This is a genomic window from Moorena sp. SIO3E8 (assembly GCF_010692445.1).
Classification (GTDB): domain Bacteria; phylum Cyanobacteriota; class Cyanobacteriia; order Cyanobacteriales; family Coleofasciculaceae; genus Moorena; species Moorena bouillonii.
The window spans coordinates 49051-73394 of sequence record NZ_JAAHHM010000018.1 but is presented as its reverse complement, the minus strand read 5'-3'; the positions used below and the strand labels follow the sequence as shown (position 1 = coordinate 73394).

The following is a 24344-nucleotide window of genomic DNA, read 5'->3' as shown; positions in this document are numbered from 1 at the left end:
GATTTATAAAAATCCTTCTCGTTATTATAACTTTATAACAAGATTAACTGAAATTCATATATAGCGTAAGCTTTTGATAAAAATCTCTAGAGCAAAAATCCGGATAGCTGTTTTTTATTAAGTATATATTAGTGGTGATAATTACCAGCCATGTAAGCAGTCAGCTAATGCGCGTGCGTCACAGGCTATAAGCCTGTGCCACGAACGCTACTTGAGTGAAGTCAGCTTACCAATAACTTCCAATTATAAAGTCAGTTTTGCTAGCCCTGATAGTTAAAATTAGTGTACAGTAGATTTTTTAAAAAAATCCAAATAATTACATTATTTTTTTTTAGTTTTTGTATAACTTTATTCATTGCGCTTAATCCAACATATCCTGAACAATTTTATCAAAAATTTAATAGTTTTTTAAGTAAATCAACGGTTCAAAACTCTCTGGATAAAACTAGTAACTTAGGAACTAACCTGAATGGAATTGCTGATTGGTCAACTGAACTTCCTTTCTTAGATGCCTTCAAATCTTCGAGACCATGGATTACTCAATGTGTCTCTGGAGAAACAGGCTGTAGTGGTTCATGGGATACTGAGGAATACGATAAACTCGATTTAGACGAACACGGCTGGGTTAAGTCTTTACCTGCTCCAGAAGCTTCTCCTGAATATACTCGTGTGGCTACACTACTTTTTACAGGGATGAAAAATTATCCAGCTGGAAAGTATGTGGTTTTATACGATGGAGAAGGCACTATAGAATACAAGTTTGATGCTACCAAAGATGAGGTAGCGTCAAGGCCAGGAAGAGATGTAATTAATGTCACTCCATCTGGGGCTAGTATCTATTTAATAATTACCTCTACGGATCCTAATCAAACAGGGAATTATATTCGCAACATTCGTGTTGTTCAAGCTAAGTATGAAGATACTTACGAGTCTGAACTATTTAATCCTGAATTCATCAATAAAATTAAAAAATTTAAAGCCATCCGTTTTATGGACTGGATGGAAACCAATCATTCTAAGCAAGGGGAATGGGCAAATAGACCAAAAGTAGATGATGCCTCCTACGCTTACGGTAAAGGTGTACCTGTAGAAATCATGGTTAAACTGGCCAATCGAATTGGTGCTGATCCATGGTTTAATATGCCCCATCAAGCTACAGATGAGTATATAACTAATTTTTCCCAAATAGTTAAAGATACCTTAGATCCAAATCTAAGGGTTTATGTGGAACTGTCTAATGAAGTGTGGAATTGGCAATTCCAACAAGCTAACTATGCCTTAGCTCAAGGTCAAGCTAGGTGGGGCAAGGATAAAGGAGATGCATACATGCAATGGTATGGCATGCGTACTGCTCAAATGTCTGATATTTGGAAAAAGGTATTTGGTAGTGACAGCAATAACGTTGTGTCTGTTATGGCTACCCATACCGTATGGCTTGGTTTGGAAAATGCTGCTTTGGATTGTCCTTTGTGGGTAGCAGAGGGTAATACTCCTTGTTATCAACATAGTATTGATGCTTTTGCGATCGCGGGATATTTTAATGGCAGCTTAAACGCGGAAGAAAACGAAAGCACCATAGAATCTTGGTTGAATGAACCCGATGGCGGAGTGTCAAAAGCGTTTAAGCAGATCAAATCCGGGGGTTTACTTCCCACAGAAGAAGACTATGAGAGTTTAAGTGATATTGATCAAATTTTTAACTATCATCAAAAAGTAGCAGCTAAGAGAAAACTACAGTTAGTGGTTTACGAAGGTGGTCAACATCTTGTCAAGTCCGATAATCAAAAACTAACTGAGTTTTTCATTGAGCTTAATAGACATCCAGAAATGTACAAAATTTATACACAACTCCTGAATGAATGGAAGAATCAGGGCGGTGGCTTATTTATGCACTTTTCTGATATCAAGAAGCCGACTAAATGGGGGAGCTGGGGTGCTTTAGAACATGTATACCAAAAGAGTTCACCCAAGTATGATGCTCTCATAGACTTTATCGATCAAAATTCCTGATTCTGTAAACTTCCCTAGAAAGCTGTACAAGGGTGAATCTGCTACAGTTTAATCTGGCTAAAATCTTTCACCAACAACGATAGCGTTAGGGAAACATAAGCATTCAGCTATCAGCGTGTCGCGTATCAGCTATCAGCTAAAAACTTATGGCCACACTACTGTTCGCGCAGCGTGCGCGTAGCGCAATCGGTGTTTTTGAATAAAATAAGCTGACGGCTGACGGCTGACGGCTGAACGCGCACGCGTGCGCGTAGCGCATATGCTTACAGGGAAACAGCGTTTCAGTGCTACCTCTACGTTTCAATTCTTTGCCTCGTCCAAGAAAAGAGCTAAATTCTCAAAGCAGTTAAACGATGAACAATCTCTCAGCTGTAGAATACAAACCCCAAGGTGTGAAGCAAATTGGATTAGTTGTGATTGGACGCAATGAAGGTGAACGCCTACGTCAGTGTCTACTGTCTGTGATTAAGAACGCCGCTCGTGTGGTTTATGTCGATTCTGGCTCCACAGATAACAGTGTGGAAATCGCTCATTCTTTAGGGGTAGAGGTGATTGGACTCGACCTATCTAAACCGTTTACTGCAGCTCGTGCTAGGAATGCGGGATATATCTATCTCAAACATTTAGAGCCAAATCTTAAGTTTGTCCAATTCGTGGATGGGGATTGTGAGGTAGTAGGGGGATGGCTCGACTATGCTCAAGGGGAACTGGAAGCCAACCCTAATGTCGCTGTAGTCTGTGGTCGCCGACGAGAACGCTTCCCTGAAAAATCTATATATAACCGATTGTGCGACATGGAGTGGGATACACCAGTGGGTGAAGCTTCCGCCTGTGGTGGTGATGCCATGATGCGTACAGAAGCTTTTGAACAAGTCGGAGGGTTTAATCCTACCCTAATTGCTGGTGAAGAACCGGAACTGTGCCTGCGCCTGCGCCAAAGGGGTTGGAAGATTTTTCGCCTAGATGCTGAAATGACTTGGCATGATGCCCAAATGACTCGTTTTAGTCAGTGCTGGAAGCGGTTCTTAAGAGCAGGTCATGCTTACGCTGAGGGAGCCTGGTTACACGGTCACACTCCAGAACGCCATTGGGTGAAAGAAAGCCGGAGCATTTGGTTCTGGGGATTACTCTTACCCCTGTTAGTATTTGCGATCGCATGGCTCACCCATGGCTTGAGCTTATTGCTGTTGCTTGGTTATCCTCTGATCAGTTACCGGATCTATCGTCATAAGTCCCAAACAGGTTTGAGCTCAAAAGATGCTTTACTTTATAGTCTCTCTTGCATGATCGGCAAGTTTCCTCAAGTCCAAGGTCAGATTCAATTTCACCTAAATCGATTGCTAGGACAGCGTAGTAACTTGGTTGAGTACAAAACTGTACTTAATAGTAACAGTTAGATAGCGTTTGTATTTGAGTTGTGAACAAAGGATTGATAGAAAAAGGGAACAGGGAATCGGGAATCGGGAATCGGGAATCGGGAACATTATAAAACAGATATGATGAGATTTTAAAACCTCTATAAATTTGATAGTTATTTAATTTTTTATTTTTTTATTTAATCTATATAAGTTTAGCGAATTTTCTATAATTTATAACTGGTTAAATTGACAAAAATAACGAGTATTTAGTGGATGTAATATACAGGGTTTTTCATAAGTATGAGATAAACAGGATTTTTTCAATCTTCCCTATTCCCGATTCCCGATTCCCTATTCCCGATTCCCGATTCCCGATTCCCGATTCCCGATTCCCGATTCCCTATTCCCTATTCCCGATTCCCTATTCCCTATTCCCTATTCCCTATTCCCGATTCCCTGTTCCCTATTCCCTGTTCCCTGTTCCCTAAAAAAAATAACTTAGTTTAAGCTTTAAGGATGTTCAATTGTGTTAGCTAATCAGCCATTAATCTCATTGATTGATATTCCATTCTTGGTAATAGCATTTGCCCTGATCGTTCCAATTACAGTTCTTTTGATTCAATGTAGTGCAGCAATTTTGCCTAAGGCATCTGAGCCATGGTGGGATGCTAGCAAACCCCGACCAACGGTGGCTGTTTTAGTTCCAGCTCACAATGAAGCCTCTGATATCAGTGCCACCCTGGAAACATTACTACCTCAGCTTACAGAGCAAGACCAACTAATAGTCATTGCTGATAATTGCACTGATGACACGGCAGCAGTGGCTCGGAAATCTGGCGCTATTGTAATTGAACGACAGGATCATGAGCGTAGAGGTAAGGGATATGCCTTAGACTTCGGTATGGGCTTTATTGAGCCTAATCCACCGGATGTCGTGGTGGTGGTTGATGCAGACTGTATGGTTGCTGAAGGAACAATTTCACGGATTTCCCGCCTTGCGATCGCTACACAACGACCGGTTCAGTCAACTTACTTAATGACACAACCAGACAAACCGGTAGTAAAGGATTTGATCTCTACCCTGGCGGTGAAATTCAAAAATACAGTCCGTCCGAGTGGGTTACATCGACTGGGCTTACCTTGTTTGTTAACAGGTTCAGGAATGGCGTTCCCCTGGTCAGTGATTAGCAAAATCTGTTTGGCTGGCAGTAAAACAGTTGATGATATGCAGTTGGCTTTGGATTTAGCGATCACTGGACATTCCCCAATATATTGCCAACAAGCAGGAGTCACAGGTCGTTTGATGAAAGACGCTTCAGCAAAAAGTCAAAGGTCACGCTGGGAGCATGGTCATATCGAGACTTTGCTCAACCAAGTTCCTAAGTTGCTCAAAGAGTCTGTTCGTCAAAGACGTTTCGACCTATTAGCGATCGCATTAGACTTATGTGTGCCACCATTGTCCCTATTGGTTCTAATTTGGGTGGCTGCTACAGGGGGATCTTTACTCGGGGTAGCCTTAGGAGGATCATGGATAAGTACTATTGTCTTACTCATAGAAGGAGTGCTGCTGTTAATTGCGATTGTTGAAGGTTGGGCTAAATTTTGCCGAGCAGACTTTCCGATCCTGATGCTCTTAGCTGTGCCGATTTACATTCTGTGGAAAATTCCTCTCTATCTGGCTTTTCTGGTGGAACCTCAGACCAAGTGGATTCGCACAGAACGAGATGCAGTCGATACCCCATCATCGTAATCAACTGATTCTACTAGGAGAGATCATTATCTGGTCTCTTCTTTAGCCTAGGTATAGGATTGTTAAGTAATTGTTTGAGAGTCAGGGTTAATTAAATTTTTAATATCATTATTTAGCCCACGGAAGTATCCTTGGGCTTACCTATTTTGGAGATAAATATTTTATATTTTGCCCATAAATACTATAAAATATAGTAGGATCATAAGTGTATAATTAACTAAAAGTAAACTGGTGGATATTACCAAGTATTTACAGTCGGACTACAGATCGATATGAGGAGATGGTAAGATTAAAGTTATCTGTAGCAGTAATTAAAATAATTGGTATCAACTTGATTTGCATTTATTAATATTAATCAAGTTTGACATGACAAAAGTATTGTAAAAAAAATACTATAAATAACCGAAACAAAAGGAGTTTACGGCACTCCATAATATGGATAAATTTTGCTTCTACATCGATCAACTATAGCATCGATGTGAAAAGGGTTATAAACCTGGACAATCCGGATTATTGCCCTGAGAGTTGGTAATTATTAGTGTCTCCCTGCAAAAATTAGCATCCTCTTGGATATACAACAGGGGGCTGAAACCTTATCAACTAGTAAAGGGGCAGACAATTGCAACAACTAACATTAAACGAGCAAGATGAGTTAAATACTCCTCAAAAAGGATTAAATCTCGGTCCGCTTTTGAGGATTGCCCGACGCCAAGCCATGGTGGTTGCAGGGATTGCAGGTTTAGTGACTGTTGCTGCTACCTTTTTGAGTAGCAAATCTCCCTCTACATATTCAGGTAATTTTCAGCTGTTAGTTGAACCAGTCACATCTGCTGCAGCAATATCCACTGAACCAATGACACTTACTCGGGGTCAGGGAACAATACCTGGTGCGGGAAATTTTGAACTGGACTATGCAACTCAGATTAAAATCCTAACCAGTCCTGAAATCTTATCTAAAATCGTCAACAAAATTAAATTCCAGTATCCAGAGTTTAACCTTGGGCTACTTCAGTATTCTTTAACAGTTGAACGTCTCGAAGAAGAAAGTCAAGGTGAAAATACTAAAATCCTATCAGTTAGTTATAGTGGGACAGATCCCAAACTAGTAGAGTTGGTCTTAGAAACAACAGCTGAAGAATATGAAAAGTATAGTTTAGAAGACCGCACAACCCGCCTTGGTCAAGGGGTAAAATTTATTAATGATCAACTTCCTCAATTACAGAATCGAGTTAGTAGCCTCCAAGGAAATCTGCAAACTTTGCAACAGCAGTATCAGCTAATTAATCCTCAATTTGATGGGGGACAATTGTCAGATAAAGTTCGTCAAATTGGCGATCAAACAAGAGATACAACCAGGCAGCTACAAGAGCTAATAAAATTAAAAAACAGCTTACAAAGACAATTAAAACTATCGCCAACGGAAGCTTTAGCTTCTTCTGCCTTGAGTGAAGATCCAAACTATCAGAAGTTACTGGCAGATCTTAAAGAAATAGAAAGTCAAATTGCGATAGAATCCGCCCGCTTTCAGCCAGAGAGCCCTAATATTCAAACCCTACTAGAGCAACGGCAAAACCTAGAAAACCTTCTCAATCGGGAAGTACAACGGATTCTGGGTCAGAACTTAGGAGGTCAACCGATTAACCCCCGAGTGCGAAGCCTTCAAAATCCAATTCGTTTACAACTGATTCAACAATTGGTTGATACCACCAACCAAATTGAGGTACTACAGGTTCGTAATCAGGCACTGATACAAACCAAAAACACTGTTGATCGCGAAGTCCAAGAATTCCCGATTTTTGTCCGTAAGTATAATGATCTACAGCGGCAGTTACAAATTGCTACTCAAACTCTCAACCAACTGGAAACTCAGAAAGAGACCTTGCAGGTGGAGAAAGCTCAACGTGAAGTGCCTTGGGAGATAGTTTCTAAACCTCAGCTTTTACGCGATCCGACCGGTCAACCGATCGCAGAATCTAGTCAGAATAAGTTGATATTTCTAGGAGTTATGGGCGGTTTAAGCTTAGGGATGGGTACAGTTATCCTTTATGATAAGTCTCGGAATATATTTTATGAAATAAAGGATATTGAAGAAGGCCATAATTTCCCTGTTTTAGGAGAAATACCATTTAGTAAAAATCCTGAACTATTCAATAATTATAGTGTAGATTTTAACAATGATGATGACAATAAATCTGAGGATCATCGATTTAAAAAAGCATTCGACTCTCTCTACACTAACATGCATTTTCGCTTCTGTAATCCACCCCTGCGCTCCATCGCCATTTGCTCGGCTATGGCTGGGGATGGTAAGTCTAGTGTAGCCTTAAACCTAGCACACATGGCAGCCTCCAAAGGTCAGCGAGTTCTATTAGTAGATGCTAATCTCCATTCACCTCAACTTCACACCAATTTGAATTTACAGAACTTGCCAGGACTGAGGGATTTGCTATCAAACGACCAAGAGGTTGTGATGGAGCGATCGCCTTTCTCAGATAATCTTTTTGTGTTGACTTCTGGGCAATCTTTAGTAGATTCTGCTCAAGATCTGGCGTCTACTCGCATGGAAAAGATTATGGGGCATTTTCAGGAAAAATTTGACCTGGTTATCTATGACACTCCTAATCTACTGAACTATACAGACGCCAATTTCCTGGCTGCCAATACTGATGGAATCTTGATGGTGGTCGGATTAAGAGGAACTAAGAAATCTCAATTCAAGCAAGTCCTCGATCAAATAGACAGGTTTGGCTTAACCTGTCTGGGGGTAGTAGTTAATCGTGTCCAACCATCTTCCCTGACTGTCTCACCCTAGAACATCGGTTGCTGAAGGGTTGAAAGTTGAAAGTTAAAAGTTGAAGGTTAAAGGTTGAAATTTGAAAGTTGAAGGTTGAAGGTTGAAGGGGTGAAGGGTTGTTCGCGTAGCGTGGCCATTCGCGTAGCGTGGCCAAAGGCCAAGGCCAAGGTTTTAAGGTTTTAAGGTTTTAAGGTTGAATTTGAAGGTTTGTTCGCGTAGCGTGGCCAAAGGCCAAGGTTAGCTGGTTGTTCGCGTGCGCGTTCAACCAGCCAACCTTCAACCAGCCAACCTTCAACCTTCAACCAAAACTAACCTTCAACCTTCAACCAAAACTAACCTTGGCCAAAAGGCCACGCTTCGCGAACAACCAAAACTAACCTTCAACCTGCCAACCTTGGCCAAAAGGCCACGCGTGCGCGAACAACCAAAACTTATTCTGCCGGACAGGATATGACCTATCCCCGATTCGATCGCAATCCGGATTCTGAGTTCACACTTAGTAAGAACAATTAGGAAGATACTGTCACCAAACTTGCTTTAGTCTGAGGAAGCAGCAAAATTGGTACGGACATGGAGTCTAATCAAGTGATGTTAATGAAGGGGTGACATCCCTTGAAACATTTGAAGATTTTTCTCGATCTATTCCATCTCTTAGATAAGGTGTCAATCTACGAAAAATTCCTAGAAACAGACATACCGTTGCCCCGAGTTCACGATGACAATTGCCTATCTAGTTAATCAATATCCTAAGGTAAGTCACAGCTTCATCCGGCGAGAGATTGCAGGTCTTGAGGCTTGCGGTATTCAAGTCAAACGTTTTTCTATCCGTTCCTGCGCCTCTCAACTAGTTGATCCAGCCGATCAACTAGAGCTACAGAAGACTCGATTTGTCTTAGGAGTTGGCATCGTGGGCTTGTGTTTTAGCCTATTACGCACTGCCTTAACCAGACCGATACGTCTTTTGAAGACCTTAGGGCTGACCCTCAAAATCGGCTGGGGTTCAGACCGAGGAGTTTTGAATCATCTAGCCTACTTAGCTGAGGCTTGCGTTCTGCTGGGTTGGTTTTCTGAGTCAGATATTGAAAGGGTTCACGCCCACTTCGGAACAAACTCAACTACAGTAGCGATGTTATGTCATGCTCTCGGTGGACCATCTTACAGCTTCACAGTTCATGGTCCAGAAGAGTTTGATAAATCTCAACTTTTAGCTTTAAGAGAAAAAATCAACCGAGCTGCTTTTGTGGTCGCTGTTAGTTCCTTTGGCAAAAGCCAGCTTTATCGATGGTGCAGCCACAATCAGTGGTCAAAAATCCATGTGATCCACTGTGGTGTGGATCAGATGTTTTTGAGTAAACCCCACACCCCCATACCAGACGTGCCACGCTTAGTTTGCGTTGGTCGCCTCAGTGAACAAAAAGGACATCTACTCTTGATTGAAGCGGCGCATCAGTTAGCGGCTCAGGGCTTGCAGTTCAAGTTGGTACTAGTGGGTGATGGACCGTTGCGTACGCAAATTGAAGGGACTATTGCCCAGTTGGGTTTGCAAGACCACATTGAGATTACTGGCTGGGCTAGTAATACTGAGGTTCAGCAACAAATTTTAGCAGCACGAGCCCTGGTACTGCCCAGCTTTGCGGAAGGATTACCAGTCGTGCTCATGGAAGCGTTAGCCCTGGCTCGTCCAGTGATTACTACTTATGTTGCCGGGATACCGGAGTTGGTGGGTGATGGCAGCTGTGGTTGGCTGGTGCCACCCGGTTCTGTTGAAGCCTTAACCGCAGCAATGGCTCAAGCCTTAAACTCCCCGGTGGAAACCCTGGAGGAAATGGGTAAAGCTGGGGCGGAGCGGGTTGCTAAGCGGCATGATGTCGCAACAGAAGCTAAGAAATTGTCAGCCCTATTTCGGTCTAATCCTGAACTACCTCCAAAGCAAGTTCCCATTGAGGCACCACCAAGCAATCCTAAGCTCTCACGCATTTAAATTGTGAATCGGGGCAAGATATAAGCATTTTTAATAATTTCCCTTATTTATAAAAATTAGCTGATGCGTTTTGTATTTTTGCTTTCAGACTTTTCCACAAGCACCACTTGGCAGCTCATATACCGTGTCCTTCGTCGTCCTAAGCTAAAGCCAATTCAGAGTTGGGTCAGGCGTAGGTGGCTTTATAAATCCGAAGTAAACGGCGGAGACCTCAATATCATGCGTCACTGCTTGGCCGCTCGGGAATCTGGGGCTGATGCAGTAATTGCCACCATGACTGGTCGTAACACCTTTGGTAATACTTGGGGGATTCACAATTTACCCTTTATCCGTTGGGCAGATCGTCGTCCGGATGATGTATGCATTATTCCTGATTGGCTCACACTATTGATCAATGATGTCAAAGGACCAGCGATCGCTTATCTGCAGGTTCCAATTTTAGTTAAAGCTGATTTTGACTATCGAGATAGCCGTGTGGCTCTTTGGACAGACTCTCCCTTCATGAAGGAAATATGCGAAGCTACTTATCCTGGCAAGGACATTGAGATCGTTCCCAATGTCGTTGACAACAAGGCATTTCCATTTATTCCTCAAGCAGAAAGAGAAGCAGGTTTGGTCTTCGCCTTTCCCAGAAAAGGTCCTGAGTTCATCACCGAGACTGAGGAATGGTATCAAAAGCTAGGTGGTACCTACTGGAAATTTGAGCGTGTGGATGGACTTCCCTTTCACGAACTAGCAAAGCAGTTTAGACGAGCACAAGTCTTCCTGGCATCTGCAGAGGTTGAGGGTTGTGCCCTTCCTCCCCAAGAATCCATGGCAGCAGGAATTGTGGTAGTCGGTAAGACTGCCCGTGGGGCAAATTTCTGCATGGAACACCGTAAGACTGCTATGGCTGCCGAGACTCCTGAGGCTGCAGCACGATGTCTTTTGGAACTAGAGAATGCAGAACTTCGTGACAATATTTCACGCAATGCTCACGACTATATCAGTCGTTATTTCTCATCTCAAGAGCCAGCCCGTTTTTGGCAAAAAAACGTTCGCGAGTATTCATCTGGTGCTCAACAAGTAGTATCTACGTCGCTGTAACTTAAAACCTAAAACCTACATTACACAACATGCTCAGATATCAGCTGTAGAGCCAATCTTTAAAACTAACCAAATTATCTGATGCCTTTAAGTCTGCAACCCCACCCATCCCGTCTACCTACTCGGAAATCTAACCATGTCCTCATCACTTAAAAAACAACTCCTCCGTGGGGCTATTTGGACAGTAGCTGGTTATGGAACAAGTCAGTTTCTGAGACTGGCAAGTAATCTTGTTCTGACCCGCCTGCTTGCACCAGAGTTTTTCGGCTTAATGGCTCTAGCCAACGTTTTCATCATTGGCTTACGGTTATTCTCCGATGTCGGGATTGGTGCAAGCATCATCCAGAATAAACGTGGGGATGACCCAGTTTTTCTGAATACTATCTGGACTATTCAGGTTTGTCGGGGGATTTTGCTGTGGGTGGCTTGTCTGATAATTACTTGGCCGATTGCCCACTTCTATGATAACCCGCAGCTGTTAGGGCTGATGCCAGTCATTGGTGTGATCCCACTGATTGAGGGATTCAACTCCACTGCTGTGTGGAGCCTCAACCGCCACATGGCATTTGGCAAGATCATGATGTTTGAGCTGGTGGGGCAAGTGTCCGGCCTGATCTTGATGGTCGCTTGGGCTTTTGTCAATCGGACAATCTGGGCTCTTGCTATTGGAAATGTGCTGACGGCATTGGTCAAAATGGTAATGAGTCATTGGTTAATTCCCGGAATATCAAACCGCTTTACCTGGGAGAAAGAGGCAGCCAACAGCATCTTTTCCTTCGGGAAATGGATATTTATTTCAACGGCGCTTACCTTTCTCGCGACCCAAGCCGACCGACTAATTCTAGGCAAATTGTTTTCATTTGAGTTATTGGGAATTTATGGTGTTGCCTTTAATTTAGCGTACCTACCTTCTCAGGTAATCTCGGCAATTAGTTCCAAGGTGCTTTTGCCAACGTTTTCTCAACTGGCTGACTTGCCTCGGGAAACCTTTCGGATTAAGATTTGGTACAATCGCCAACTTATCCTAGTGGTTGCAGCATTGATGTTGACAGTCAGTACTGCTTTTGGAGATATTGCGATTTTTGTCTTATATGATGAGAGGTTTTATGAAGCAGCTTGGATGTTACCAATCTTGACCCTAGGCATCTGGCCTGCATTATTGATTGATACAGTTCAGCAAGCTCTGATGGCTCTTGGAAAGCCAAACTATAACGCTTACAGTCAACTAGTCAAGAGTCTTAATGTTTGTATTGGTATACCCCTAGGATTTTATGTGATGCAAAAGTTTGGCAATGGACCACTCGGAGCAGTAGTCGTGATTGCCTTCAATGACATTCTCCCTTATCTAGTAATAACTTATGGTCTTTGTCGTGAAGGGCTTTCCTTTATTAAGCAAGACCTCTGGGCTACTTCACTACTGTTGACATTACTGATGTGGGTGATTTGGGCTCGATATATGTTGGGGTTTGGATATCCCATCAGTGGACTTTTTTAAAACAGGGAACAGCAGAGCAGGGAACAGGGAGCAGGGAGCAGAAAATAAAAATTATCACAATTCCTACAAAAATAACTAGTCTTAATTACTAATCAAAAAAATACCACCCATATAAATTGACTAAGAGACTAAAATTGGATAATAAAATGGATTCAAAATTAAACTATTGCCTAGATCCAGAAAAGTTAACTAACTTGGCGAAGGATAATTGTGAAGCCTACGCCCAGGCTGAGCCATTTCCACACATTATCATGGATAACTTCTTTCCAGAGGATATCCTAGATAATATTCTGAATGAGTTTCCTAAATCTGATGAAATTGATTGGCAAAAGTTTGAGGCTGCCCCAGAAAAAAAACTGGCCTCAAAATCGGAAATTCAAATGGGAGAATACACCCGATTTTTTTTGTATCAGCTCAATTCATCAACTTTCCTTAACTTTTTAGAAACCTTAACTGGCATTGATGGAATCATCCCTGACCCTCATTTTGTTGGTGGTGGCTTGCATCAGATCGAAAAAGGTGGTTACTTAAAAATCCATGCTGATTTCAATCGCCATACAAAATTGCGCCTTGACCGCCGCTTAAATCTTCTGATATATCTCAACAAAGATTGGGAAGAAGACTATGGTGGTTATTTTGAAATGTGGGATAAAGAGATGACAAAGTCTCAGAAAAAAATTCTCCCCATCTTCAACCGATGTGTCATATTCAGTACTACAGATTTTTCCTATCACGGACATCCTGATCCATTAACTTGTCCAGAAGGAAGGACTCGGAAATCTTTGGCACTTTACTACTACAGCAATGGCAGACCAGCTGAAGAGCTTTCCAAGGGTGGCGATCATTCCACATTATTTAAGGCTCGACCAGGAGAAAAATTACAACTTAAAAAATCTCCAGTAACCAAAGTCAAAAAATTTCTGAATAACTTAATTAGTTAGTAAGCGGTCAGTGGTCAGCGGTCAGTGGTTAGCCGTCAGCCGTCAGCCGTCAGCCGTCAGCCGTCAGCCGTCAGCCGTTGGCCTTTGGCACCTCAAGTAGCGTGGGCGTAGCCCATAAGCTGATAGCTGATAGCTGATAGCTGATAGCTGATAGCTGATAGCTGATAGCTGATAGCTGATAACTGATAGCTGATAATTACTCAAGCAACTCTGTTCACGTTCATGCCCAAAAAAGCCAATGAGTTTTTTAGTCCCCATCGTCATGTTCGGCTGGATTCCAGTTGTGCTTTATCTCTTCATGAGAATTCCAGCTCAGCGGGCAGTCATTGTGAGTTTTATCGTAGCATGGCTATTCCTACCCGTGGCAGAATATGCTTTGCCTGGTCTACCTGACTATACTAAGATGTCGGCAACTTGCTACGGTATTTTGTTGGCTACGTTTATATACGATGTTGGGCGTTTTAGCTCCTTTAAATTCAGCTGGATTGACTTGCCCATGCTGATTTGGTGCCTATGTCCATTGGCTTCATCTATTACGAATGGCTTGGGGGCTTACGATGGGTTCTCTACTGTTTTGACGCAAACCTTGACCTGGGGAGTACCCTATTTTCTCGGTCGAATCTATCTCAATAACTTGAGTGGATTACGTGAATTGGCAATTGGCATTTTCATGGGCGGGTTGGTATATGTTCCCCTATGTTTGTTCGAAATTCGCTTTAGTCCCCAGCTCCATAGGATATTATACGGCTTCCATGCTCATCCTGACTTTGGCCAAACAATGCGTTACGGGGGATGGAGACCGACAGTATTTATGATCCACGGTTTGCCAGTGGGTCTGTGGATGATGGCAGCTAGTTTAGTGGGAATTTGGCTATGGCACACTGGGGTGATCAAACAACTGTGGAATATTCCGATGAAGTGGCTGGTAGCTGCCGTGTTGATCACATTTATATTGTGCAAATCCACTGGTGCCTATTTCTTACTACTCTTAGGAGTTGGGATCTTGTTTGTGGGCAAGCAATTTCGTACTGCTTTGCCAGTCTTTATCCTAATTGGGGTTATTTGTTCTTACTTATACATTAACTCACAGACTGAAACCTACGTTAGTGATCAGATTATCTCACATGTATCGAATGTGGTTCCTGCAGACCGTATCCAATCCTTACAGTTTAGATTTGATAATGAAGAGCTACTTGTAGATAAAGCACGGAAACGGATCGTGTTTGGCTGGGGAGGATGGGGAAGAAGTCTGATCTTTAATGACAAGGGTGAGCAAGTTACAGTTCCAGATAGTTTGTGGATTCTTGCTTTTGGTGAAACTGGTACCGTTGGACTAGCCAGCCTGACCACATCCTTACTAATGCCGGTGTTGACTATGTTTTGGTTCCGTTGTCCAGCGGAGTTGTGGCCAAAGCGGCAAGCGGCACCAGTGGCGGTGCTGACCGTGGCTGTAGCGTTGTACATGGTGGAATTTCTGCTCAATGCCCATGGTAATCCTGTCTTTGTATTGGCTTGTGGAGGACTATCAGGATTGGTGATCCAAGAACCTACAACCAATAAGGTTAAAAAAGTCCCGGCATTGGTAGCCCAGCGTTCTCGGAATCAAAATCGGAATCAAAATCGGAATCAACGAAGACAAGTTCAACGGAATTAGGGATGATATAGCAGGGAGTAGGGAGTAGGGAATAGGGAATAGGGAATAGGGAATAGGGAATAGGGAATAGGGAATAGGGAGTCGGGAGTCGGGAGTCGGGAGTCGGGTAAAAAATCTGTTTAAATTATTACGATTAAAAACGCTATTTTTTTATAAAAAAAAAATTAAAGTAACTAACAAATAATAATTATTTATCTAAGAAAAAAAACAGCAAAATTTAGTTATGTCTAATGAAATAAAAAACAATAACGTAAATTCTTTACTTATAGTAATTGTTAACTACAAAACCCCTAGTTTAACTATAGACTGCTTACGCTCTCTAGCGGATGAAATCCCAGGTTTATCGAATACTACGGTAGTAGTGGCAGATAATGCCTCTGGGGATGGATCGGCTGTAGCCATTAAAAATGCGATCGCAAACGAAAACTGGGGTAGTTGGGCATCGGTGATGGCACTAGAGCACAATGGTGGATTTGCCTTTGGCAATAACGCTGTGATCCGCCCAGCCCTGAAGTCTAATCACCCACCGGATTATGTGTTGTTGCTCAATCCAGACACCATTGTTCGTCCTAGGGCAATCAAAACCCTGGTCGAGTTTATGAGTGACCATCCCCAGGTGGGTATTGCTGGCTCTCGCCTGGAAGAGCCTGACAGTACCCCTCAGTGTTCAGCATTTCGGTTTCATACCGTCCTCAGTGAGCTAGATTCTGGTTTGCGTCTCGGTATCGTATCCAGATTATTATCGAAGTGGGTAGTTTGGCCACCGATACCTGAGCAACCCTGTCCAACGGATTGGGTAGCTGGGGCAAGTATGATTATTCGTCGGGAAGTGTTTGAGCAGGTTGGCCTGATCGATGAAGCTTATTTCATGTATTACGAGGAAATGGACTTTTGCCTGCAAGCCCAGAGGGCTGGCTGGGAATGCTGGTATGTCCCAGAAAGTCGGGTAGTCCACTTAGTTGGACAAAGTTCAGGTGTTACCGACACCAAGCGTCCACCCAAACGCCGACCCCAGTATGTGTTTGATTCTCGACGACGGTATTTTCTTAAAAACTATGGTTGGTTTTACGCTGCTCTAGCCGATCATACCTGGGCTTCTAGTTATTTATTGTGGCAATTGCGCCGAATGGTTCAAGGTAAGCCCAATCTTGAGCCGCCCCACTTACTTACTGATTTTCTCCGCAATAGTGTGTTTTGTAAAGGTGGTGCTTTTAGTAGTCCGAAGATTTCTTGATTAGTTATAGCAGTTTTTAATTAGGTGAGGTATAGCAATTCTATTTCCCATGAGGTACAAAGGGATCCCCCTAAATCCCCCTTAAAAAGGGGGACTTTGAGGTTGAGAAGTCTACCTAATAAATGCAATAACCGCTATACAATTTTTTTGGTTTTAGGGAACAGGGAACAGGGAACAGGGAACAGGGAAGAGAAAACCGGTAAAAAATCCTGTGTATCTTATTAGGTTATAAACCCTTATATCATCTATCAGCTATCAGCCATTAGCTTTTGAATAAAAAAGCTAATGATTCGTTTAATCTGAGTTAAGGTCACAGGCTAGAAGCCTGTTCCACAAACTAGAAGCCTGTGCCACACTCTTCCCCCTGCTCCCTGCTCCCTGCTCCCTGCTCCCGATTCCCTGCTCCCGATTCCCGATTCCCGATTCCCGATTCCCGATTCCCGATTCCCGATTCTACATTCTTCATTCTTCATTCTAAATTCTTCATTCTAAAAATAGATTATGGTGATGCCAACAGATTTAACGGCAAATTATACCCAGCCAAAAACCGATAATTTGGGACTTTGGCAACAAATTAAAGAAGATTGGAAGGCTCATGGTTGTGATTGGACTAAGCCTGGATTTCGGGCTGTGGCGGTGCAGCGGTTTGGAGTCTGGAGAATGAACATCCAACCGAAATTACTAAGGGCTCCTTTTAGTATTCTCTACCGAGCATTATATCGTAAAGTTCGTAATACCTATGGCATTGAATTACCTTACACGGTAAAGCTTGGTCGCCGAGTAATTATTGAGCATCAAAGTGGGATTGTTATTCATGGAAATTGCACTATTGGTGATGATACTATCCTCCGTCAAGGGGTAACTTTGGGTAATCGTTATTTAGATCGTCCTTTGGATGCGCCCATTTTAGGAAAAAGTGTCAATGTTGGTGCTGGTGCCAAGATTTTTGGCAAGGTTACTATCGGTAACGGGGCAAATATTGGTGCTAATGCTGTAGTTTTATCAGATGTACCTGCTGGCGCAACGGTAGTGGGAATTCCTGCTAAGGTTATTAAGGTGCGTTCTTTTGAAGAGAATGGCTCTATTTGAGAAGTAAACAAGGGAATCGGGAATCGGGAATCGGGAATCGGGAATCGGGAATCGGGAATCGGGAATCGGGAATCGGGAATCGGGAAAGAGTTGCGTAGGGTGCGTTAGGGACGGGGAAACCCTGATTTTCTAGGTAGCCAGTGTTAGGAGAATCCGTCCGAAAATTGTAACGGGCAAGATGCCCATTCCACCCACCGGGTCAAACAGTAAAAATGAGATGCACCCGCAATTACTTTGTATAATGGATTTATAGAAAGTGATTGGATAGTCTTCCTAAGACTTATGCGTGACCTAGAACAACTGACAAAAGATATTCAAGAACTACCAGAAGAGGTTCAAAACATTATTGCCGATATCATTGAGGTGTTCAAAAAACAGTATGTAACGAAAAAACCGGCATCTCTTCACCCTCTGGAATTAGATAATCAACCTTTTATTGGCATGTGGCGTGATCGACAAGATACTCAAAATAGTAGCGAATGGGTTAGAAGAATTCGACAACAGCATTGGCAGGGCTAAAATGGAAGCAATTCTAATCGACACTGATATTTTGATTGATCTTGCCAATAACGACTCAATTGCCAAAGAACGCCTGGTTAGAGAATCTCAAGCCTCCCTATTGAAAATCAGTATTATTACTAAACTCGAATTAATTGTTGGTTGTCGAAATAAACAAGAATTAGACTCTTTGGATAAATTCCTCAGGCAGTTTTCTATCATTCAACTCAATGCTCAGATATCCCTCAAAGCCGAACAGTTGATGGGTAGTTACTATCTCAGTCATGGACTGCTAATCCCAGACGCTCTAATTGCTGCTACCGCTATTGAAAATCAAATTCCTCTACTCAGTAAAAATCAACGAGATTATCGCTTTATCTCAGAAATCAATCTATTGAAATATCCATAACGTTGATGGAAAAATATTCCCGATTACCGACTCCCTAAAACCTAATAAGCTAAGAATAATCACAGCAAACTCATCGATTGTAGGGTTTTAAGGTCTGCTTCAAAATCAGCAACATCATAATTCAAATCTAAACCGCGCTTGGCCAGTTCATGCTGAAATTCAATCACGGTTAACCCCGTCCAGGCACGGACTTTGCCACTGCTGATTTTGTCTTGCTTATAGAGCATCAGCCCAATTTCAAGTTTGAATTCATCCTCAGTCATTTGGCTAGCTTGGACAATATCGTCAGGGATAACTACACTCATAGCTACACTGATAAAGAATTGGTTTATTATTAACAGTTACGGATGGACAGTGCCCACCTTACAGGAACTACGGGATTCTCTTAGGGAGAGATTACACTAACCCTAAGAATTGCCTTTTATGGTAACTTAATAAATCCGGCTTGTACAAAATGTTGATCAAATGTTAAAGCAACATGAATTTTTAGCTTGTTCATCACCACAAAAGATAAGCAATCTGTTAACGAATACGATTTATCTTGATATTTCTGAAAATATTCCCATCCTTCTAAAAAAATAACTTCATTAACCTGAATCAAATCTACTACAGAGCTGCTTAGTAAGCGTTTTCCTATCTCTACAGCTTTACTATGAAGATAACGACTATTTAAGAAGGTTACCACTTCATCAAAAACATAAGACGTTGTGACTAACTTTAAAGTCTTTCTGTCTAAACTTTGCCAATGATTTAAAGTGATTGAGTGATTTTGATCATCCGCCAATTCTAAAGCTATAATATAGCTTGTGTCTAAAAACAAGCAATTCATTATTAATAGTTATATAAATACTGATCAATAGATGTAGAAGCATCACTTACTCCACCCACAACTGGATTGTCTCCAAGTCCCCAAATGGGATCATCTACACTATTGCTATTTTCTTGTAGCTGTTGATTGTTTTGCTGTAACTGTTTAATTTTTACAATTTCATGATGCAAGGCTAATACAACTAATTCCTCAAGATTCTTTACTAGTCCTGTTTGAATTAGCTCTTCTGTATTTTTTAGCAAATATGTGGGTAAATTTAAAGTGATTTGATTGACGTTTTCCATGGATATTATTGTTTTGATGAGATCAGAGGCTTACTTATGATTGATTGAGCTTACCTATAGTCTAGCTTAGTTAGCAAAACTAAACTTGCTCATGATTAAGCTAACATTAGCTTAGCGCAATTCTTCCCCATGGCACAGGCATCAACTGCATCCTAACACTGGTTCCCTTAACACCCAGTAAAGCTAATCATAATTCCTCTATCCTTGATTAACTCTTGCCTCTTGCCTCTTGCCTCTTGCCTCTTGCCTCTTGCCTCTTGCCTTTTGCCTTTTGCCTTTTGCCTCTTCCCTACTCCCTACTCCCTACTCCCTACTCCCTACTCCCTTTTCCCTACTTCCACCATCGACTAACATCTTCAACTGCTGCCACCGTTTCTCTTAGGGCTTCAATACTCCCAAGGTGGATGATTAAAGGAGCTAATTTAGGAAGAGCTTCAAGAAAATTGGGACGGGTTAGACTAGCTAAACCATCAAGAATTTGTTGCCAAAGAGGACAATCAACGGACGAAGGAGTGAATATCTTAATTAATTCCTGTAAGGCTAAAGCTCGGTCTTTTTCATGGGAAATCCCTCTGGCGCAATCTAAGGCTTCCGGTAACAGATCGGGTAAGTGGGGGGCTAAGGCCACTAAGGCTCTGGCTCGGGAGTCTTCATGGGAAATGCCTCTGGCGCAATCTAAGGCTTCTGGTAACACTTCGGGTAAGTGGGGGGCTAAGGCTCTTAAGGCATCGGCTCGGGAGTCTTCATGGGAAATGCCTCTGGCGCAATCTAAGGCTTCTGGTAACACTTCGGGTAAGTGGGGGGCTAAGGCTCTTAAGGCATCGGCTCGGGAGTCTTCATGGGAAATGCCTCTGGCGCAATCTAAGGCTTGGAGTAACAACACATTGCTTAAGTGGGGGGCTAAGGCTCTTAAGGCTTTGGCTCGGGAGCGTTTATGGGAAAGCCCTGTGGCGCAATCTAAGGCTTGGGGTAACAACTCTTCCGGTAAGTGGGGGGCTAAGGCTCTTAAGGCTTTGGCTCGGTCTAATTCATCGGAAATTCCTCTGGCGCAATCTAAGGCTTGGGGTAACAACTCTTCCGGTAAGTGGGGGGCTAAGGCTCTTAAGGCATCGGCTTGGTCTAATTCATCGGAAGTTCCTCTGGCGCAATCTAAGGCTTCTGGTAACACTTCGGGTAAGTGGAGGGCTAAGCCGACTAAGGCATAGACTCGATCTGATTCATGGGAAATCCCTCTGGCGCAATCTAAGGCTTCTGGTAACACTTTGGGTAAGTGGGGGGCTAAGGCGACTAAGGCATAGACTCGGTCTGATTCATGGGAAATCCCTCTGGCGCAATCTAAGGCTTGCTGTAACACATCGGGTAAGTGGGGGGCTAAGGCGATTAAGGCATAGACTCGGTGGTATTCATCGGAAATGCCTCTGGCGCAATCTAAGGCTTGGGATAACAACACATCGGATAAGTGGGGGGCTAAGGCCACTAAGGCTCTGGCTCGGTGTTCTTCATTGGAAATCCCTCTGGCGCAATCTAAGGCTTGGGATAACACATCCGGTAAGTGGGGGGCTAAGGCGACTAAGGCATTAGCTCGGTGGAATTCATCGGAAATCCCTGTGGCGCAATCTAAGGCTTCCGGTAACACTTCGGGTAAGTGGGGGGCTAAGGCGATTAAGGCATTAGCTCGGTGGAATTCATCGGAAATCCCTGTGGCGCAATCTAAGGCTTCCGGTAACACATCGGGTAAGTGGGGGGCTAAGGCCACTAAAGCTTTTGCTCGGTATCTTTCATGGGAAATGCTTCTGGCGCAATCTAAGGCTTGCTGTAACACATCGGGTAAGTGGGGGGCTAAGGCCACTAAGGCATCGGCTCGGTCTGATTCATGGGAAATCCCTCTGGCGCAATCTAAGGCTTGGGGTAACAACTCTTCCGGTAAGTGGGGGGCTAAGGCCACTAAGGCTCTGGCTCGGTGTTCTTCATTGGAAATCCCTCTGGCGCAATCTAAGGCTTCCGGTAATACTTGCGGTAAGTGTGGGGCTAAGGCGACTAAGGTATAGGCTCGGTAGTATTCATCCCAAATCCCTGTGGCGCAATCTAAGGCTTCCGGTAACACTTCGGGTAAGTGGGGGGCTAAGGCGATTAAGGCTTTTGCTCGGGAGTATTCAGACGAAATCCCTCTGACGCAATCTAAGGCTTCCGGTAACACATCGGGTAAGTGGGGAGCTAAGGCGATTAAGGCTTTGGCTCGGTGGAATTCATGGTCAATCCCTCTGGCGCAATCTAAGGCTTCCGGTAACACTTCGGGTAAGTGGGGAGCTAAGGCCACTAAGGCATTGACTCGGTCTGATTCATGGTCAATCCCTCTGACGCAATCTAAGGCTTCCGGTAACACATCGGGTAAGTGGGGGACTAAGGCCACTAAGGCATCGACTCGGTATCTTTTATGGGAAATCCCTCTGGCGCAATCTAAGGCTTCCGGTAATAAAGAAGACGGAAGATACTTACTAATTGCACTCAAACCCTCTGCTTGCCCTTGATAATCTTTCCTCTGTCGCACATAAGCTAGTGCCTGGGCTGCCGTCCAAATTTTGTTCTTAAGTAATGCTGCCATTAACTTTGCAGGAATCTTTCCAGCTAAACTGTTGAGGGATGTGGTAATCAGAGCATACCGACACTGTAAACTAATCGATTCTGTAGGATTTGCTGTACAATTAGCTGCTGCTATTGCCCAAGCTCTCGATACATCCTTGATAAAATTAGCAGTGTTTCCCTGTTTCTCACACTGCCAATACCAACCGTTATATTCTTCTGGAGTTTCTTCTTTCAGGAGTTGATGAATTTGATCTATCTTTTCAGCTTTCTCTAGGTGCCAGGTTAAGTGGCTATAGATGTAACCATCATCGGGTAAGGTATGCCATAATCCCTTTTCGGTCTTAGTTTGATAACGTTCTAATAATTGTTGATGGGCTGAGGGTATTGATAATCCTAACTCTGGTTGAACCAGACGACGGGCTAAATCATGTAACAGGTCATGGAGGCGATAGTGAGTGTCTGGTGTAGTAGATAAACCTGGTAGTAATAAGGCTTTTTGTCGTAAGTACCTTAACGTATCTTTGGCTTCAACTAAATTACAATCCCATAAGGTAGTCGCCATGGTTTGAGTAATGGTAACATCCTCCGGCAGTACCCCTAACCAAGCAAATTTTTGCAATCTCTCGGCAGATAATCGCTTTAAACTGAGATTAAAGGAAGCCACTAGACTGTAGTTTTTGCGCTTGGCGTCATTTGGCTCTTCTTCTGCTTCCAATCGATCCAAGGCTTCTAAGTCAGCAATTTCAGCTTGTAACTCATCCAGTAACTCTTGCCAAGAGAATCCATCCCTAACTTGGGCAGCAGCTAATTCTAATCCTAGGGGTAAGTAGCCGACAGTTTTGGCTAAGGTTTCAGCATAGTCGAGTTCTTGATTAGTTAACTCATTGTTGAAACAACCGGTTAATAACTCCAAGGATTGCTTTGGAGTCATCACGTCCAAATCATAGCGAATCGCACAGTTAACCGGAGCTTCTCTGGTAGTCACTAAAACCCGACAGCCATCCCCAGCTACTCGAAAGGGTTCAACATGGTCAGGATGCCAAACATCATCCACGACTAGTAAGGCTTTTTGATCAGACAATAACGTTCTTAATTGTAAAGAAGCGCTATCAATATTAATCGGTTTGAAGTCATAATCTCCTAATGCCTGTATCCACGTACTTAGAAAGGATAAAATATCAGGCTGCTGACCTAAGGTTGCCCAAAAAATCCCATCGGTAAAATGGGATTGAACCTCCTCGTCATGGGCTAAAGCTGCAGTAATGGTGGATTTCCCAATTCCTCCCAAGCCATAGATGGCACTAACCACTAAGGTGCCAGCTCTAGCGGTTTCTTGGGATAAAAGCTTTTGTTTTAGTCGTTGGCTGAATTCCGGGCGTTCGACATAATAAAGAGGTAGTGGGGGAGCTTGATTTGGTCGAGTTTGGTTAACCTGCCTCCCAGGCGACTGCAGTCAAAAGGTATTATGTTGGTCTCCTTGAATAGTTTGCTTTTCTCCAAAAATAGTTTGTTTGTCTCCAAAATTAGTATTACCTTTATTACTAATACTCTCTCTAAAAAAGTTTTTCACATTCTCAATGTCGTAATTCTCACGGATAGCCTGATGGGATTCCAAGGCTTTGGTAATCTCTTGAATAATTTGCTCTAAGTTAGGCAAAGCTTCAGCATCAACAGTAGTCACTAAACGCTCCATGGCTTGGGCAACTTCGGGATTTTGCTTCGCTGCTGTTTCTAGCTCCAATACCACTTCGGCATAATCAAGAGGTTGCTCTGGGGCTTGCTCGATAGCCATTACCGTATCTGGAGACTGTTTTCTCAGGGATTCCAGAAACAACCGCTTAGGTGTATCCCAGAGAACTTGGCCGACATTTTCCCCGGTTTTTTCTAGGGCTTTCATCGCCACCACCTTAGCAATAGCTAAAGCTGCACTTGCTATTACTTCCATACTTGAAAGAGATTACTCAAAGTCTCCGTTTATTATAGTATTTTTCAATTGGGTTGAGGTATTTTAGAGTTAGTAGGGTGGGCAGTGCCTACTAATGCGATCGCCAGCTGCTCTTATCTATTTCAAGCACTGCCCACCCTACATCACTATTCTCTATTGTGATTAATTCCCGTGGTGGGCAGTGCCTACTAATGCGATCGCCAGATGCTGTTATCTATCTTTTGCACTGCCCACCCTACATCTTTACCTGCTCTATCAAAAAATAATTCAATAAAAAAATACTGTAAATATTACACATAATTGAGTACAAAAATAGCTAATAATACTATTTGTAAATAAATGTAAAAACTTTTAATTACCCCTTGCATTTTTTCGAGGAGTTATCTATACTATAGAAAGTGACG

22 protein-coding genes are annotated in these 24344 nt (G+C 42.9%); 17 read left to right on the top strand and 5 right to left on the bottom strand.

The window, feature by feature from the left end:
- Positions 1 to 282: 282 nt before the first annotated feature.
- The 16 genes from F6K46_RS09775 (at position 283) to F6K46_RS09700 (ending at position 18299) form a co-directional block, all read left to right on the top strand.
- Positions 283 to 2010 carry a cellulose-binding protein gene (locus tag F6K46_RS09775; RefSeq protein ID WP_293051994.1) on the top strand — a complete coding sequence of 576 codons (1728 nt, stop codon included), beginning with the start codon at positions 283 to 285 and terminating at the stop codon, positions 2008 to 2010.
- A 353-nt stretch (positions 2011 to 2363) separates the two neighbouring features.
- Positions 2364 to 3407, top strand: coding sequence for a glycosyltransferase (locus F6K46_RS09770; RefSeq protein ID WP_229415390.1), 1044 nt, complete (start codon positions 2364 to 2366; stop codon positions 3405 to 3407).
- Between the two features lie 230 nt (positions 3408 to 3637).
- On the top strand, positions 3638 to 3856 hold the full coding sequence (locus F6K46_RS09765) for a hypothetical protein (RefSeq protein WP_293052000.1): 219 nt from the start codon (positions 3638 to 3640) through the stop codon (positions 3854 to 3856).
- A 38-nt stretch (positions 3857 to 3894) separates the two neighbouring features.
- Entirely contained in the window at positions 3895 to 5118 is a 1224-nt protein-coding gene (locus tag F6K46_RS09760) for a glycosyltransferase family 2 protein (RefSeq protein WP_075901544.1), read from the top strand.
- Between the two features lie 619 nt (positions 5119 to 5737).
- Positions 5738 to 7930, top strand: coding sequence for a polysaccharide biosynthesis tyrosine autokinase (locus F6K46_RS09755; RefSeq protein ID WP_293052003.1), 2193 nt, complete (start codon positions 5738 to 5740; stop codon positions 7928 to 7930).
- Positions 7931 to 8165: 235 nt separating this feature from the next.
- Positions 8166 to 8366: a hypothetical protein gene (locus F6K46_RS09750; protein ID WP_293052006.1), complete on the top strand. Its 201-nt coding sequence runs from the start codon at positions 8166 to 8168 to the stop codon at positions 8364 to 8366.
- Positions 8367 to 8627: 261 nt separating this feature from the next.
- On the top strand, positions 8628 to 9893 hold the full coding sequence (locus tag F6K46_RS09745) for a glycosyltransferase family 4 protein (RefSeq protein ID WP_293052009.1): 1266 nt from the start codon (positions 8628 to 8630) through the stop codon (positions 9891 to 9893).
- 63 nt (positions 9894 to 9956) lie between these two features.
- The gene (locus F6K46_RS09740) at positions 9957 to 10979 is read left to right on the top strand and encodes a glycosyltransferase (protein ID WP_293052012.1); all 1023 of its coding nucleotides are present in this window, start codon (positions 9957 to 9959) and stop codon (positions 10977 to 10979) included.
- Positions 10980 to 11115: 136 nt separating this feature from the next.
- Positions 11116 to 12474: an oligosaccharide flippase family protein gene (locus F6K46_RS09735; protein WP_293052015.1), complete on the top strand. Its 1359-nt coding sequence runs from the start codon at positions 11116 to 11118 to the stop codon at positions 12472 to 12474.
- 146 nt (positions 12475 to 12620) lie between these two features.
- The gene (locus F6K46_RS09730) at positions 12621 to 13415 is read left to right on the top strand and encodes a 2OG-Fe(II) oxygenase (protein WP_293052018.1); all 795 of its coding nucleotides are present in this window, start codon (positions 12621 to 12623) and stop codon (positions 13413 to 13415) included.
- A gap of 238 nt (positions 13416 to 13653) precedes the next feature.
- Positions 13654 to 15069 carry an O-antigen ligase domain-containing protein gene (locus F6K46_RS09725; protein WP_293052021.1) on the top strand — a complete coding sequence of 472 codons (1416 nt, stop codon included), beginning with the start codon at positions 13654 to 13656 and terminating at the stop codon, positions 15067 to 15069.
- 223 nt (positions 15070 to 15292) lie between these two features.
- Positions 15293 to 16303, top strand: coding sequence for a glycosyltransferase family 2 protein (locus F6K46_RS09720; RefSeq protein WP_293052024.1), 1011 nt, complete (start codon positions 15293 to 15295; stop codon positions 16301 to 16303).
- Positions 16304 to 16650: 347 nt separating this feature from the next.
- Positions 16651 to 16857 carry a hypothetical protein gene (locus F6K46_RS09715; protein ID WP_293052027.1) on the top strand — a complete coding sequence of 69 codons (207 nt, stop codon included), beginning with the start codon at positions 16651 to 16653 and terminating at the stop codon, positions 16855 to 16857.
- Positions 16805 to 17392: a serine O-acetyltransferase gene (locus F6K46_RS09710; protein ID WP_293052030.1), complete on the top strand. Its 588-nt coding sequence runs from the start codon at positions 16805 to 16807 to the stop codon at positions 17390 to 17392. Before F6K46_RS09715 ends, F6K46_RS09710 begins: the two co-directional genes overlap by 53 nt.
- A 282-nt stretch (positions 17393 to 17674) precedes the next feature.
- Complete coding sequence (locus tag F6K46_RS09705; RefSeq protein WP_075906835.1) at positions 17675 to 17911, top strand: hypothetical protein; 237 nt, start codon at positions 17675 to 17677, stop codon at positions 17909 to 17911.
- Position 17912: 1 nt separating this feature from the next.
- Positions 17913 to 18299, top strand: coding sequence for a type II toxin-antitoxin system VapC family toxin (locus F6K46_RS09700; RefSeq protein ID WP_293061338.1), 387 nt, complete (start codon positions 17913 to 17915; stop codon positions 18297 to 18299).
- A 59-nt stretch (positions 18300 to 18358) separates the two neighbouring features.
- Here F6K46_RS09700 and F6K46_RS09695 read toward each other — a convergent pair whose 3' ends face one another.
- The 3 genes from F6K46_RS09695 to F6K46_RS09685 all read right to left on the bottom strand — a co-directional run bounded on the left by F6K46_RS09695 (position 18359) and on the right by F6K46_RS09685 (position 19412).
- Positions 18359 to 18604 (bottom strand): UPF0175 family protein, encoded by a 246-nt coding sequence (locus F6K46_RS09695; protein WP_293061336.1) that lies wholly within the window; start codon positions 18602 to 18604, stop codon positions 18359 to 18361.
- Positions 18605 to 18720: 116 nt separating this feature from the next.
- Positions 18721 to 19128 carry a PIN domain-containing protein gene (locus tag F6K46_RS09690; RefSeq protein WP_293061334.1) on the bottom strand — a complete coding sequence of 136 codons (408 nt, stop codon included), beginning with the start codon at positions 19126 to 19128 and terminating at the stop codon, positions 18721 to 18723.
- 2 nt (positions 19129 to 19130) lie between these two features.
- Complete coding sequence (locus F6K46_RS09685; protein WP_293061332.1) at positions 19131 to 19412, bottom strand: hypothetical protein; 282 nt, start codon at positions 19410 to 19412, stop codon at positions 19131 to 19133.
- Between the two features lie 204 nt (positions 19413 to 19616).
- On the opposite strand from F6K46_RS09685, the gene F6K46_RS09680 reads away from it, so the two are divergent.
- Complete coding sequence (locus F6K46_RS09680; RefSeq protein ID WP_293061330.1) at positions 19617 to 19763, top strand: hypothetical protein; 147 nt, start codon at positions 19617 to 19619, stop codon at positions 19761 to 19763.
- Here the strand turns inward: F6K46_RS09680 and F6K46_RS09675 are convergent.
- Together F6K46_RS09675 and F6K46_RS09670 are read right to left on the bottom strand one after the other, a co-directional pair.
- Positions 19744 to 23448: an NB-ARC domain-containing protein gene (locus F6K46_RS09675; protein WP_293061342.1), complete on the bottom strand. Its 3705-nt coding sequence runs from the start codon at positions 23446 to 23448 to the stop codon at positions 19744 to 19746. The two genes, F6K46_RS09680 and F6K46_RS09675, sit on opposite strands and share 20 nt — an antisense overlap.
- Positions 23449 to 23940, bottom strand: a complete 492-nt coding sequence (locus tag F6K46_RS09670; protein WP_293061328.1) for a hypothetical protein — start codon at positions 23938 to 23940, stop codon at positions 23449 to 23451.
- Positions 23941 to 24344 lie beyond the last annotated feature (404 nt).